A 14,380-nucleotide genomic window follows, 5' to 3' on the forward strand; every position below is an offset into this window, starting at 1 on the left:
AGGCCGGTCATGCCGAAGGAAACTGGCAAGAAAGTCATCGCGAGGAACCGTAAGGCGCGCCACGACTATCTCATCGAAGATACGTGGGAGGCCGGTCTCGTGCTGAGCGGAACCGAAGTGAAGTCACTGCGAGAGGGCAGGGCGTCGCTGACCGACGGGTTTGCGCTGATCTTCCAGAACGAAGCGTGGCTGGAGGGTGTCTACATTCCCGAGTACGCACAGGGGACATGGACGAACCACACTGCGCGCCGTCGCCGGAAGCTGCTGCTGCACCGCGAGGAGATTCTCCGACTGTCGCAGAAGGTCAAGGAGTCGGGGCGCACCCTCATTCCGCTGGAGCTGTACTTCGACGGATCGCGCGTCAAGGTCGAGATCGCGTTGGCCAAGGGCAAGCGTGAATGGGACAAGCGTCAGGCCCTGCGTGAAGCGCAGGACAAGCGTGAGGCTGAGCGGGCGATCAAGTCCAAGCAGTTCCTCTGAACCTGGCCCTCTGACATCGAAGATCTGATTGAATTCCCGTCCGCGGGAATGCAATTGGGTCGTGTGGTGTTGTGGGAGTATGCTGGTTATTCTGGTCGGCGCATGAGCCTGTTTGCGCAGGTGGATGAGCTGGGCAGTTTTGGTAAAAGAATATGGGGATGATCGGTTTCGACGTCGGACACTGCGACGGGAGAAGCGGGCCGAGAATGTAGAGTCATCTCGTTAATGTCCTCTGCAAAACAATAGGTGCTAAGTCTAATAACCGCACCGATTTCGCCCTCGCTGCCTGATTAGGCCGAGCTGCGAATCCGTCAGTCTAGAGTTGCTTCCACTCTAGGTCCTGGCGTCGCTTAGGGAGCCACTGCTTCAGATATTCGTTGAGGGTATCTGTGGGACTTTTACTCAACTCCGTTCGTTGGTCCACATGTTCGTGTGAGGGCCAGAACCTAAGAAACTACTTCACGAACTGCGCCCGGAGAAGTCCTGACAATCTGCCGACGGACGCGGGTTCGATTCCCGCCATCTCCACTTCAAAGCCCTGGGTTCCTTGTGAACCCAGGGCTTTTTCTGTTGGTTCCCGGCACCCTTGTTCCAGGGACTCGTCTCTCCCCGACCTCCAGAACACGAATGATCAGGACTGAACGACTCTGGCAATTTGATGTCTGAGTGGCCAGAACCTGGATACGTCAGCGCCGATCTCTACGAGTTCACACGGATGACTTCCTCCTGATACGGGGCAATGACCGCACCCGAGATCCGCAGGTCAAGCACCAGGAACCTCCGATCGTCGACCGGAGTCGCCTTCCATTCGTTGACGACTTCGAGGTCGGCCAGCGAGTGGACGGCAACCCCGCGGCCTCCGGCGGCGCTGCCCAGCGCCGCGAAGTCGATCTCATCGATGAGCATCGGTGCCTTATTCAGTCCCTTGAGTCCGTACAGATTCACCTCTGCACCATATGCGGCATCATTGAACACGACGGCCATGCCGCGGCCTCCGGCTGAACGGATTGCGGTGTCGAGGTCTGACAGGGCCATGGCGCCACCCCCGTCGCCTGTGGTGAGAACGATCGTCGAATCCTGATTGGCGCGTGCCGCTCCTGCAACGCTGTGCCAGCCGAGACCGATCGACTGGAACGCAGTGCCGACCATCGCCAGACGGTCGGGTGCGCTGGGCTCCCAGAACATGTTCGCCCACGCGATGAAGTGACCACCATCGGAGACCACAACTCGGTCCTCGGGCATCAGCTCACCGAGGCGTGCTGCCGCAGCACGTGGGTCCAGGCGACCATCCTCGGCGAATTCCGTACCCATTTCGTAGGCACGGTCGGCAGCCGTATCCACGGTCTCGCGCCACCCGCTCGCCACCGCACCCGAGGCCTCCAGTCGTGTGACCAGCTCGCGGGCAGCAAGTTTCACATCACTGCGGATGAAACCGGTGACCCGGGCATTCGTGGCCCGATCATCGGTGTCGATCTGCCAGACCGCAGTCACCGGGTGGAACAGCTCGCCGAAGCGCATCGTGAACTGGTTGAGCGAAGCCCCGAAGACGACGGCGAGGTCCGCCTCACGGATTCGCTCCATGGCCTCAGGGGCGCCGAATCCTCCGGCGACGCCGAGGTCATGGTCAGCGTCCGGGAAGACATTGCGGCCAAGAGCGGTCGTCGTAGTCAACGCCCCTGTGGCTTCTGCCAGGGCGCCGAGCTCGGCCTCTGCACCTGCCAACCACGCTCCTCGGCCGGCCAGCAGGATCGGTCGTTCCGCCTCGGCGAGGGCAGCCGTCAGACGAGCGAGCGAGGTCTGTGAGAACTCGGACGAGGGTGCCAGGGGAGTGGGCCGCCCGGGTCCTGGAACCGAGGGAATCTCACCGATGTCGAGGGTTGCGACATCGTAGGGGATCGCGAGGACAACGGGCACTCGGTATGTCAGCGCGTGTTCGATTGCGGTGACTGTCGCGGCCGCCGCATCGACGCGACCGACGGTATAGGTGCGCACGCCCACCGCCGAGGCCATGGCGATCTGGTCGACGTCCCAGGGGCGTGGGCCGGACGTGGGTTCGTCACCGACGACAAGGACAAGTGGAACTTTAGCCTGCGCGGCTTCGGCCAGCGCAGTGAGGGTGTTCGTGAACCCGGCGCCGTAGGTGGTGGTGGCCGCGGCGATTCTGCCGGAGGTGCGGAAGTGCGCATCGGCGGCGACGACGGCACCGGCTTCGTGGCGAACGGCAGTGTAGGTCGCCGAGGTGGAGGTCAGAAGAGCGTCGAGGAAGTAGGCGTTGCCGTTGCCCATGAGTCCGAAGACTTCATCGATGTGGCGGGCCAGAGTGTGGGCGACGTGTGCCGAAGTGTGAGCCATCAGGGGCCTTTCGCGGATGAGAGATATGGAAGAGAACGATCCATATATGTCTCACACGCGGGTCCCGCGGCTTCGCGCTCCTTTTTCGAGCGCCGGCTGTTCGGCAGCAACCGGATCCCACGTTGGCACCGGCCTGACACCATCGAATATAGATCACGGCAGGCCGGTCGGCAAAGTTCGTCTGGGCCACATGGACTCAGCTGGACCGCGAAACGGGCCGAGCGTCGAAAAACGCACGCGCGCATGAGAGATTCGACGCAGCGTGCGTTTTTCGATGGCGGGTCCGCGGCGCAGCCAGCTGTGGGACTGCTGGTGGTTGGGGGCCCGCTACCTGTTCAGGCGTTCCTTCCATGCGGCCATGACCTCTGGTGGTGTCGGCTTCGATACCAGGGAGCCGATGACGTAGCCGAGCAGTGATGCGATGAGGCCCAGGTAGATGGCCTCGTTCGAGTAGATTCCCATGGTGATCATGATGACGATCGTGGTGAGCGAACCTAGGATCATGCCCGCCATGACGCCGATGATGTTGCCGCGTTTGAAGATCAGACCGCCGAGGATGGGAATGAAGAGTCCGGCAACCAGCAGGTTGTAGGCGACCGTCAGTGCCTCGACGACACTGGGCATGATCATCGCGAGGATGAGGGTGACGACGCCGAGTCCGATGAGGTAGATGCGAGAATCACGGATCTCGTCTCCGGTCTCGCGGACCAGGGACTTGACCAGCGTCGACTTCGTCGCCCCGCCGGAGCTGAGAGGAGAATCGTCGCCGTGCACCGAATCGGCGTCACCGGACGAACTGACCCCACCGGCTGCTTCGGCGGTCACCGGAACGATGTCCTTGCGAGCAAGCAGGGGTTCGACGATGTCCTGGCGGCACACCGTCGCAGCCGCCATGAGCGAGCCGGAGGCCGTCGACATCATTGCGGCCAGTGCCGCGGCGAGGACGAGTCCGCCCAGGAGAGGCGACATCGCAGCATCGACGACGGCGACGAACACATCGTCTTGGACTTCGATGCCGGGAACGATCTTCGTGGCGGCCATGCCGATGAGCGCACCGGCCACAGCGTAGAGGAGGCAGTAGACGCCAGCCGACAGGCCGCCCCACCTGGCCACGCCCGGGCTGCGGGCAGTGAACACGCGCTGCCAGATATCCTGTCCGATGAGCAGCCCCAGAGTGTAGATGAGGATGTAGCCGAGAATCGCCTGCCAGCCGATGCCCACCGGGCTGGTCTGCTCGGCCGGCAGCGATGAGAACAGCTCACCGATGCCACCGGATTTGCTCAGCACGATCGGCAGCATGATGAGGAAGATGCCGATGGTCTGGATGAAGAACTGCACGAAGTCGGTCAGCGTGATCGACCACATTCCGCCGAGCATCGAGTAGAGGATGACGATTCCACCACCGATGAGCACGGACCAGAACTTATTGATGTCGAAGAGCGCGTGGAAGATCGTCGCATAGGCGACCGTCGACGTCGTGGAGATCATCAGCCCGTAGGCGGTCATGATCGCGCCCGAGACCAGGCGGGAGCCCTTTCCGTAACGCAGCTCCAACATCTGTGAGACCGTGTAGATCTCCAGCTTCTGAATCCGCGGGGCGAAGAACAGCGACAGCACGATGATGCCCAGGCCGATGCTGAACACGAGCCACATCCCTGACAGGCCCGAGGTGTAGCCGAGGCCGACGCCGCCGATCGTCGAGGCCCCGCCGAGGACGACGGCGGACATCGTGCCCGTGTACAGCCACCCGCCCAGGCGGCGGCCTGCGACGAGGAAATCGTCCTGATTCTTCGCCTTGTACCGGCCCCAGATTCCGAATCCCACCATTGCGGCGAGATAGATGATGACGACTAGAGAGTCCACGTCGACCCTTTCATGATTGATTGCGCGAGCAATCGGCTAAGTGGGTGCCTCAGCACCCGACGGTGATGTGAATGGTGGTGGGAATGTTCCGATCGAGCGCCTCGGCGACGGCGGTCGGGAGCAGCTCGTCGATGTCGGACTCAGCAATCGTGACTCCGACTCCGCCCATGGACTGGCCCAGGGCCGCGAAGTCGGGACGGGCGAGTCTGACTGCGAACGGCTCGATCGTCCGGTCGACCATCTGAGCTTCGATTTCGGCGTATCCGCCGTTGTCGACGATGACGAAGGGAATCCCCAGCCCCAGTTCGCCCGCCGTCATCAGCTCCTGGATGGAGAACATGGCAGCTCCGTCTCCGAGGATGCAGGCCACGGGGCGCGCATCGTCGGCCAGCTTCGCCCCGATGGCCGCAGGAATTCCGTAGCCCAAGGTCGCAAAACCGGGCATGTAGAGCAGCTGATCGGGTGTGCTGGCCGTGAGCGCGTGCACCGATCCGTCGTACGTGACCTGGGACGAGTCCCCGGCGACGACCAAGGACGGTCCCGCGCCCTGTTCGACGAGGCGAGTGACACGAGCGCCGATGGACTCGAAGTCGAAGTCCGAATCCCAGGAGGCTCGGATCTCCTGAACGCGTTCGGCTCCGCTTCCGGTGGAGGTGACTTCTCTCGCCGAGGTGGTCGTGGGCGCGTTCTCGTCCAGCTCGGTCATCAGCGCGGTGAGGAATTCCCCCGTATCGGCGCAGGCGAGGATGTCCCCGCCGAGGTTCTTGCCCAGCTGGTCGGGGTCGATATCGCAGCGGATGACGACCTGAGTGGAGGCGTCGTCGCGGATGCCAGCCGATGTCTGGGCGCCGATGAGCCCGCCCCAGAGGTCGGAGTCGGCGAGTTCGGAGCCGAGGACGATGAGCACATCGGCTGCCGCGGACTCGGCTTGAACGCTGGGGAAGCGAACGTTGGAACCCAGGGACAGCGGGTGGTCCTCGGAGATGATGCCCTTGCCATTGGCGGTTGTGGCCACTGGGGCATCGAGTTCCTCCGCGAAGGCCCTGACCGCGGCGCTCGCCTTGCGGGCCCCGCCGCCGGCGACGATGAGCGGACGAGTGGCACCGGCCACCGCCTCAGCGGCACGGGAGACTACTCGTGGATCCAGGCCCGGACGGCGGCCCGGGATCCGCGTCGGCACACTGCCGTTCCAGACGCCTTCGAGCACGTCGAGGGGAACCTCGATGTGCACGGGACCGGGACGTGAGGAGGAGAACATGGCGAACGCTTCGGCGACGGCCTGCGCAGCACCCTCGGCCGTGCGGGTGCGCTGAGAGGAGACCAACAGGCGGTTCAGCGCTCCGGAGGAGTCCTTTGTTTCGTGCAGCATTCCGACATCGGCGCGCTCGAGCCCGGTGGGCACACCGGGGGAGAGGATGAGCATCGGGCGTGACTCCGCATAGGCGGTCGCCGCGGCCGTGATGACATTCGTCAGCCCCGGACCCGAGGTGGTGATGACGACTCCGGGTTTGCCGGAGACGAGGAAATATCCGTCGGCACCGTAGCCGGCACCCTGCTCGTGGCGTGGTGTGATGGCACGGATGCCGAATTCGCTCAGGTGTCGGTAGAACTCGAGATTGTGTGTGCCGGGAATTCCGAAGATCGTGTCGACGCTGTGCGCGGCGAGGGTCGCGATGACGGCCCGGCCGCCGTTGCGGAACTCCTCGCCGGGCGCGATGTTCTTGTCATCTGCCATCGTCAGACTCCGAGTGCTTCGCCGCTGGGACCCGACGGTCCGGTGAGACCATTGGCCTCGGCAGCCCACAGGGAGAGCATTTCGTAGCCGACATGGGCGGCGGCGAGTCCGGTGATCTCGGCATGGTCATAGGGGGGCGCCACTTCGACGATCTCGGCTCCGACGACATTGAGCCCCTGCAGTCCGCGAATCGAGTTGAGCAGTTCGCGGCTCGTCATGCCGCCGGCCTCGGGGGTGCCTGTGCCGGGGGCGGCAGCAGGGTCGAGGACGTCGATGTCGACGGACAGGTAGACGGGTGCATCGCCGAGTCGTCTGCGGATCCGAGCCACGACCTCCTGGACGGACGAGAACTGGTAGTCGTCGCTGCGGATGATCTGGAATCCGAGCACAGCGTCGTCTTCCAGGTCCTTCTCGCCGTAGAGCGGTCCGCGGATGCCGACATGCATGCAGGACTCGAGGTCGAGCAGACCTTCTTCGCTGGCGCGGCGGAACGGGGTGCCGTGCGTGTACGGGGCACCGAAGTAGGTGTCCCAGGTGTCGAGGTGGGCGTCGAAGTGCAGGACCGCGATCTTGCCGTGCGTCTTGTGCAGGGAACGCAGGTTCGGCAGGGCCAGTGTGTGGTCGCCGCCGAGTGTGAGCAGCTTGGCCCCATCAGCACGCATCTCATCGGCGGTCCGTTCGACCTCGGTGATGGCCTCTTCGATGTCGAAGGGGTTGACGCCCAGGTCACCGCAGTCGGCGACCTGCTGCCAGGTGAACGCGTGGACGTTCGTTGCCTGGTTGTAGGGGCGCAGCAGCTTCGAGGACTGGCGGATGTGAGCGGGACCGAATCGTGCGCCCGGACGGTAGCTGACGCCGGCGTCGAAGGGGACGCCGAGGATCTTGACGTCGATCTTCTCACCCGGTCGCTGTGCTTCGACCTCGTCGATGCGCGGGAGCAGGCCGAAGGTCGGTGGCCCCGCGAAACGTGGTGTCTGGCTGTAATCGGCGGGTCCAATGGGCTGAGTCGACATCGGCTCTCCTCTGAAATCGTGAATGCTCTCGGTGGTGCGTGATTGCCATCAGCCTAGGACGTGGCTCACACTACGCGAATATCCATCATGGAGTATTTGGAAAAGAGGATATCCATTGCGGATAGTATGGATCCCATGGTCACATTGGGGCAGCTCTGGGCACGTCAGGAACTCGCGCTCGACGTCGTCGTCGATTCGCCGAGCGCCGGATCGGCCGACGTTACGATCGTGCACTCCTCGGAGCTGCCCGCGGTCGACGAATGGTTGGCCGGGGGAGAGGTCCTGCTCACGATCGGCGTCGGCCAGGACCTCGGAGGCGAGGGCGTGGGTGACTATGTCGGGCGCCTCAAGCGTGTGGGTGTCCTGGCACTCGGCATCGGCCTGGGTTCCGCTTTGCCGTGGCAGGCGCTTCCACCGGCACTGATCGAGCATGCAGAAGCTCAGGAGCTTCCACTGTTCGGGGTCCCCGAACCTGTTCCGTTCGTCGCAGTCGTCGATGCCTTCACGAGAATGCGTGAGGAGGAGACGACCCGAGAGCTCACCCGGGCCAGCAGTGCGGGGCGGCGGTTCGCCACCGACCTCGCGCACCAGGGGCCCGCCGCGCTTGTCGCTGATCTGGCCAGCACTTTGGGCACGGACGTTCGGTTCGTCTCACCCACAGGCAGGGGACTGACCGGCACCGATGCCGAGAACCTTGTGCGTCATGACCTGATTGCCGAAGCTCTCAAACCCTCGATGGCCCCACGTCTTCTGCGTACTGAGCTGGGAATCGTCGAAGCCGTTCCGGTCGGAGACGAGCAGGTTCGAGGATGGATCCTCGCCCCCGCCGAGGTGACCGGCAATCCGCGCACCCGTGGCCTGCTGCTGTCCACTGCAGCGGCACTGCTGAGTCTGAGCGTCACAGAGGTCCCACCTCGGCGATCGGATTCAGAGCTCTTCACGACTCCCTTGACGGCAGGACAGGCTCGGGCCGAGTGGGTGCGTGAGACCGGCCTGGCTCCGGTCTCGCGAGTGAAGTTCACGGTCTTCGGCAATGTGCGTGGTGGAGTCCCGGAGACGCTGATGGGTGATCTGGGTGATGGAACATCCCTGGTCCGCGCCGGTTCGATGCTCGGGGTCATCGAACCCGGTACTCAGAGTGCGGACTCGGGCCGCCTCGATGTGGCCGAACTGGCAGCGGATCATGCGAGTACGGTCGATCGGGTTGCGGAGGTCACCGGACTCGACAGGCTGTTTGCGAAGATGATCCCACTGACCCAGGTCCACCACACCTGGACCGTATGGCGAACGCAGAACGAAAGCGCGACCTCGGATGTGCGGGCGCTGCTGTCGTCGATCGATGAGTCAGCGGCGCAGAGATTCGTCGACCGAGTACTGGGCACACTCCTGGCTTCACGCGATGAACAGGACCTGCTGCTGACGCTGCGAGCGTTCATCGCAGCAGGAGGAGTGCGGGATGCGATCGCTGCTGAACTCGGCATCCACCGCCACACAGTGCGTGCACGGATGGCGAAGATCGAGACGCTGTTGGGCCGCGACCTGAACCGGGCGGAATCGGTCCAAGCCGTGGCCTTGGCCCTTGAGCTTGCAGAGCTCTGAAAGGTGCCCCGGGCCGGCCCGGCCGGCTCGATGTGCTCAGCCGAAGTGCTCGGAGTAGAAGGCTGCGGCGATCGCGAGGACACGGTCGAGCCCTTCTTGTTCACCGATGCTGATACGCACCCCGTCGCCGAGGTTGCGCACCGCAATGGCCTGCTCGACGCAGGCATCTTCAAAGGCTGCCGACAGCTGGCCAAGGGGCAGCCACACGAAGTTCCCCTGCGCTTCAGGCACGTCCCAACCCTGCTCGCGCAGCGCGTGGGCGAAGCCGTCGCGAACGGCCGCGATCTCCTTGGCCCGGACGTCGACTTCATCGCTGTGGCGCAGTGATTCCAGGGCGGCCGCCTGGCTGATATCGGTGACACCGAAGGGGATGACGGCCTTCAGCAGCCCTTGGATCACGGCGGTGTGAGCGAGGGCGTATCCGACCCGCAGGCCTGCCAGGGCATGAGCCTTGGAGAAGGTCCTGACCAGGACGACATTGGGATGATCGGCCACAAGGTCGACGCCATTGACAACACCCTCGGCGGTGGCGAACTCCCAATAGGCCTCGTCGAGGGCGACGAGCACATGATCTGGCACCTGCGTGAGGAACCGGCGGACCTCATCGTCGCGAAGTGCTGGTCCCGTCGGATTGTTCGGGGAGCAGAGAATGATGAGAGTGGTTCGATCGGTGATCGCCGCCGCCATGGCCTCCAGATCGTGTCGACCGTCGTCGCGTACCGGCACCTCGACCCGTTTCGAGCCGGCCAGCCCTGTCGTCTGAGGATACATTTCGAATGACGGCCAGGGGTAGATCGCTTCCGTGGTGGCGTCCGAAGTGATCTGAGTCAGTGCCACGAGCAGTTCGCTGGCGCCGGTGGTCACGACGAGTTCATCGATGCTCACGCCGAGGCGCTCGGCCAGCTCGGTGCGCAGCGCCAGTGCTCCGTCATCGGGGTACAGAGCGGGGTTCTTCGCGTGAGCGACCATGGCGTCGGTGACCGCCGGCAGCGGCTCGAGGTAGTTTTCGTTCGAGGACAGCTTGAACGAGGCGAGCCCGTCGATTCGCTTGGGCGCCTTCCCCGGAACGTACGGCGGGAATGTCTTCAGCGAGGCCCGCAGCCGCGGGGTCGAAGTGCTGCCAGCAGAGGTGTCCGGAGAGTTCATGGACTCATGATTTCACAGTTGCCTCACCACGGTTTGTCCGGGGCGGAACGGCCCCCATCGCCGCCGGGGCCCTGCTGGCGCTGCTGACGTTCAGAGTCCTCGCCGCGCTCCTTCAGCTTGTCGCGCTTCTTCTCCTCTTCGGACTTGCTTTCCGAGTCGTCGGATTTCTCCTCGCCTTCGCCGGAGTTCTGATCCTCGTCCTTCTTCTTCGAGTCGTCTCCGGAGTCGCCGTTCTTCGGATCCTCGCCCTCGGAGCCATCTGAGTCGTCGCTCTCGGTGCCTTCCTGCTTCGACTTCTCTCCGGCCTTCTTGTCCTCGACGCGCTTCTTCGCTTCGTCGCTCTTCTGCTTCTCTTCGCTCTTCTTGGGCTGGCATTCCTTCGGAGCATCTTCCAAGGTCTGCAGCGACTGGTCGTAGAGTTCGTCCGACTGTCCTGGATCTTGGTCCGCGACCTCGTCGGCGAGTTTCTCATACACGTAGGACAGGTTGATCCTCACGGCACATTCGTCACGGACAGGGGCGATCTCAAGCGCGGATTCGAGGTCTGCCTGCGCCGGTTCGAAATCGCCGACGGCCGCCTCCGCGGTGCCGCGGTTGTAGTAGCCGATATGGCGTTGGATCGGGCTGAGTGTCAGGAACGCGGTCGAGGCACTCTTCGCTCCCGGGAAATCATTCGACGCATAGCGAACCTGAGAAGCCGCGCCGAAGTAGAGGGTCACAGCCACATAGCCGAACACGAGGAGGAGGACGGATCCGATGATGAGGTTGACGCGAGAGAGCCGGCGCATCGTCGACCAACTGCGAGTGATCCGGTTCATGACCGTCCTCCTCGTGGTGTGGGCGCAATCGTGCGCAGCCGCAGCAGCTCGCGGACCCCGAAGACCATTTCGACCGCGATCCATGCGAACACGAGAAGCAGGGGGACCCAGAAGTATTCGTCGACGGTGACCCGCCCATCCTTCTTGACCAGCGTCTGATCGTACTTCGGGGCTGTGTACACGCTCGACATCGAGGCTCCGCCGTCACGGTGGTGGTACTTCACACCGAGGTCGTCAGCGATATGTCTGAGGTTCGTCTCGTCGATCGTTGAGATCCCAGGATTGCCCTGTCCGTCGAGGATGTACTCGTCGTCCGTTCCGGCGGACCCGGCACCATCTCCGGTCCCGCCGGTGTCACCAGGATCACCGAGACCGGGCTCCCCGCCTGGACCCGCACCGTAGCCGAAGGGCTGGGACTCCTTCATCTTTCCGCCTTGAGACGTTCCGTATCCGAAGACCGCGCCGCTGTCGATGCGGGAGGAGAAGGATGACCACGAGTCGACGGGGGACTCGGCGGTCTGCTCGCCGTCGCCGAAGTAGAAGACGAGGTTCTTGTTGTCCGGACGATCTTCCTGATTGGACTTCATCCGCTTGTCCAGCTCAGCACCCGCCTCGGTGATGGAGGATCCGTTCGAGTTCACTGACATCTCCGGACTGAGGACGTCCACGGCCGAAGCGAACGCCGCGTGGTCGGTCGTCAGGGGCATGACCGTCGATGCAGTCGAGGCGAAGGAGATGATACTCATCCTGGTGCCGGGGAACTGCTCTGCCAGCTCCAACATGTCCTTCTTCACCCCTTCCAAGCGGGTCTTGTCACCGTCATAGTCCTCGGCGGCCATCGAGGTCGTCGTATCGACGAGGAAGTAGACGTCGGCAGCTGCCTCATATTCCTCGGTCGAGGACTTGATGGGAATGCCCGGTCGGGCCAGGGCGAGGGCGAGCACGGCGACGATGCCCATGCGTGCGAACCATTTCCAGCGTGGTCCATCCCCGCGCACTGCCGGGATGATGCACACGGTCAGCAGGGCGAGGACGAGGAAGCCCCATCCGAACCAGGTGAAGACGGGATCGAAGATCATGATTTCGTCCTCCAAGCCAGAACGAAGACACCGGCGAGGCCGAAGACTGCGATTCCGAGGGGAACTGCGGGCATGTCATGGACGACGGTGTAGGAACGGCCCGGAGTGTTCTCGGCCTCCTGGCTCTGGATCTCTGCGACGATCCGATCGATCGTCGATGCCGAACCCATGTCGAACTGTTTGCCTCCGGTGCGATCGGAGACCGACTCCAGTTCCTTGGTCTGCGGGTTCGTGAGCACCGACGGGGGAGAGAGGCTGTAGACCCTGACCTCGGAGTCCACAGCGATGTCGGTGGCTTCGTCGAGGTCGAACAGAGGGTCACCGGCAAGCATGTTGTCGGTGGCGAAGATGATCGAACGAGACCGATCTTCGTCCTGACGGTCGAAATTGTCCACGCAGGAGACGAGTCCGTCTCCGATGAGGGAGGAACCGCCGATGTTGGGAGGCGAGGTCGACCAGGAGTAATCGGTGCCTTCAGAGCCCCAGGTGCGGAAGCCCTCCTCGGCTTCCTCGAGATAGTTCTGGACCATGTCGTAGTCATCGGTGAGCGGGAAGGCGGAGACTGCGGTCGAGTTGAACACGGTCATTCCGATGCGTTCACCGTCGAATCGGTCGACGAGCTCCTGGTAGGCCTCGAGGAGGTCGGCGTCATAGCCGAGCATCGAACCGGACACGTCGAGGCAGAGCATGACATCTCGCAGCTTCTTCTCCGGATTGACGGTCTCGACCCAAGCGGGGCGAGATATCCCTGCAAGGGTGGAGAGACCGGTGAGGGCGATGACGGCGAGGAAGGCGACGGTTGTCATCAGACGGGCCCGCATGGCTTTGCGGAAACTGGGCAGGCTTGTCATACGGCCGCTGTGCGCCACGGCCAGTGACGACGCGGTGGCCTTGGGTCTGCGGAAGAAGAATACTGCGGCCGCGGCAAGCACGAGGAGGATGAGGGCCAGCCACCAGAACATCAGGACCATCGGGTCACCAGCTTTCTGGCGCCGGCGATCTGGGGTCCCAGATCATTGGCATCGTCCTCGGCGAACTCTGCTTCGTAGAGGCCGGACAAGGACTCCGCGAGGTCGTCGAGACCCGCCACAGCGGCATCTCGGTAGGTGAGGTGTTCGGCCTTGACGCCCCATGCGTGATGGGCGAACTCGCGCACGATCTTCGCCAGTTCCCGAGCAGAATCGCGGACATCGACTTCGCCCGCATCCAGTTTCGACTCGACCGCGGCGATCCGAGACATGAAGGTGCTGCGGACAGGGATGGGAATCCGCGGTCGGGACTTCATCCCTGATCCCGCCGCCGCGCGCAGCAGCGGAGCGAACAGGTTGAGGACGGCGGCCAGCAGAACCACGGCGGCGGCGACATACCACCAGACCGAGATCTGCAGGGGGCCGACGAGCTCAGCGGGGCCCACGGCGGTGCCTCAGCAGAAGAGTGTGGAGGTTGCCCAGGGCTTGGTCCGGATGGGCGATTTCGGTGTGTGAGATTCCGAGCTTCGAGAGCAGGTCGATTCGATGCTGCTTGCGGCTTGCTTCTGCAGCGAGGAATTCATTGCGTACGTTCGGGTTGGCCATCACGGAGGTGGGCAGGCCGACATCAGGACGGGAGACGTCGAACGGCGCCGAGGTGGCCGGCAGCTGTGCCAGGTCCGCGTCGGTGATCGTGATCCACAGGATCTCGTGCTGGGCACGCAGGCGTTTGATTGTGGCTTCCTCCTTCGCGCCGAGCGGAGCCTGGTCGGAGATGACGACCACAAGCATCCGGTGGTTGATGTGCGAGGCGATCCACTGCAGCTGCTCATCGATCGAACCGTCTCCGTCGGTGCCCGCCTCGGCGAGGATCTGCTGCAGAAGGTTTTCCAAGTGGGCTTCGCTGCCCTTTCGGGGGGACGCGGTGGTGCGCTGTGCGCTGCCGTGGATGAGCATCACGTCATCACCATGGCGGACGGCGAGGTATCCGGTCATGCCGGCCATGAGGATCGCGAGCTGTCGCTTATCGACCCCGGCCGAAGTCACAGCGTCGAAGTTCCGGGACGAGTCGACGACCAGCGCGAGAATGTGCCTGCGGTGGGCGACATAGCGTTTGACCAGCGGGTTCGAGTGTCGGGCCGTGGCCTTCCAGTCGATGTCGCGGATCTCGTCGCCGGGAATGTAGTCGCGCAGGTCATCGAAGTCGAGGCTGTGCCCGTGGAAGACAGAGGAGTAGTCCCCGTCGAGGAGCCTGCGGGTGCGACGGTGCGCGTGGATGGTCATCCGCGCTTTGATCCGATTGAGCAGAGCAGTCATCGATGCACCC

Annotated in this window: 12 protein-coding genes and 1 other RNA gene; 3 read left to right on the forward strand and 10 right to left on the reverse strand. The window is 63.6% G+C overall.

The window, feature by feature from the left end; translation table 11 throughout:
• The first annotated feature begins 9 nt into the window (after window positions 1-9).
• A complete protein-coding gene (gene smpB / locus HU144_RS09095) occupies window positions 10-480 on the forward strand; it encodes an SsrA-binding protein SmpB (protein WP_198396913.1) in 471 nt (156 codons plus the stop codon).
• 154 nt (window positions 481-634) lie between these two features.
• Window positions 635-1,011: a transfer-messenger RNA gene (ssrA, locus tag HU144_RS09100) on the forward strand.
• Between the two features lie 168 nt (window positions 1,012-1,179).
• Here the strand turns inward: ssrA and HU144_RS09105 are convergent.
• From HU144_RS09105 to speB, 4 genes are all read right to left on the reverse strand, one after another.
• Window positions 1,180-2,832: a thiamine pyrophosphate-binding protein gene (locus HU144_RS09105; protein ID WP_235351095.1), complete on the reverse strand. Its 1,653-nt coding sequence runs from the start codon at window positions 2,830-2,832 to the stop codon at window positions 1,180-1,182.
• A gap of 327 nt (window positions 2,833-3,159) precedes the next feature.
• Entirely contained in the window at window positions 3,160-4,695 is a 1,536-nt protein-coding gene (locus HU144_RS09110) for a sodium:solute symporter (protein WP_235351096.1), read from the reverse strand.
• A 49-nt stretch (window positions 4,696-4,744) separates the two neighbouring features.
• Entirely contained in the window at window positions 4,745-6,430 is a 1,686-nt protein-coding gene (locus HU144_RS09115; RefSeq protein WP_235351097.1) for a thiamine pyrophosphate-binding protein, read from the reverse strand.
• A 2-nt stretch (window positions 6,431-6,432) separates the two neighbouring features.
• Window positions 6,433-7,443, reverse strand: coding sequence for an agmatinase (speB, locus tag HU144_RS09120; protein ID WP_235351098.1), 1,011 nt, complete (start codon window positions 7,441-7,443; stop codon window positions 6,433-6,435).
• 135 nt (window positions 7,444-7,578) lie between these two features.
• On the opposite strand from speB, the gene HU144_RS09125 reads away from it, so the two are divergent.
• Window positions 7,579-9,042: a PucR family transcriptional regulator gene (locus HU144_RS09125; protein WP_235351099.1), complete on the forward strand. Its 1,464-nt coding sequence runs from the start codon at window positions 7,579-7,581 to the stop codon at window positions 9,040-9,042.
• Window positions 9,043-9,078: 36 nt separating this feature from the next.
• On the opposite strand, the gene HU144_RS09130 is transcribed toward HU144_RS09125, so the two are convergent.
• From HU144_RS09130 to HU144_RS09155, 6 genes are read right to left on the reverse strand one after another with little or no spacing between them, the layout of a single operon-like run.
• Entirely contained in the window at window positions 9,079-10,188 is a 1,110-nt protein-coding gene (locus HU144_RS09130) for a histidinol-phosphate transaminase (RefSeq protein WP_235351100.1), read from the reverse strand.
• Between the two features lie 23 nt (window positions 10,189-10,211).
• The gene (locus tag HU144_RS09135) at window positions 10,212-11,006 is read right to left on the reverse strand and encodes a tetratricopeptide repeat protein (protein WP_235351101.1); all 795 of its coding nucleotides are present in this window, start codon (window positions 11,004-11,006) and stop codon (window positions 10,212-10,214) included.
• Entirely contained in the window at window positions 11,003-12,085 is a 1,083-nt protein-coding gene (locus tag HU144_RS09140; protein ID WP_235351102.1) for a vWA domain-containing protein, read from the reverse strand. Before HU144_RS09140 ends, HU144_RS09135 begins: the two co-directional genes overlap by 4 nt.
• Complete coding sequence (locus tag HU144_RS09145) at window positions 12,082-13,056, reverse strand: vWA domain-containing protein (protein WP_235351103.1); 975 nt, start codon at window positions 13,054-13,056, stop codon at window positions 12,082-12,084. The genes HU144_RS09140 and HU144_RS09145 overlap by 4 nt, the downstream gene beginning before the upstream one ends.
• Complete coding sequence (locus HU144_RS09150) at window positions 13,047-13,499, reverse strand: hypothetical protein (protein ID WP_235351104.1); 453 nt, start codon at window positions 13,497-13,499, stop codon at window positions 13,047-13,049. Before HU144_RS09150 ends, HU144_RS09145 begins: the two co-directional genes overlap by 10 nt.
• Complete coding sequence (locus HU144_RS09155) at window positions 13,486-14,370, reverse strand: DUF58 domain-containing protein (protein WP_235351105.1); 885 nt, start codon at window positions 14,368-14,370, stop codon at window positions 13,486-13,488. Before HU144_RS09155 ends, HU144_RS09150 begins: the two co-directional genes overlap by 14 nt.
• Window positions 14,371-14,380: the final 10 nt, after the last annotated feature.

This window comes from Brevibacterium sp. UCMA 11752 (assembly GCF_021532235.1).
Lineage (GTDB): Bacteria > Actinomycetota > Actinomycetes > Actinomycetales > Brevibacteriaceae > Brevibacterium > Brevibacterium antiquum.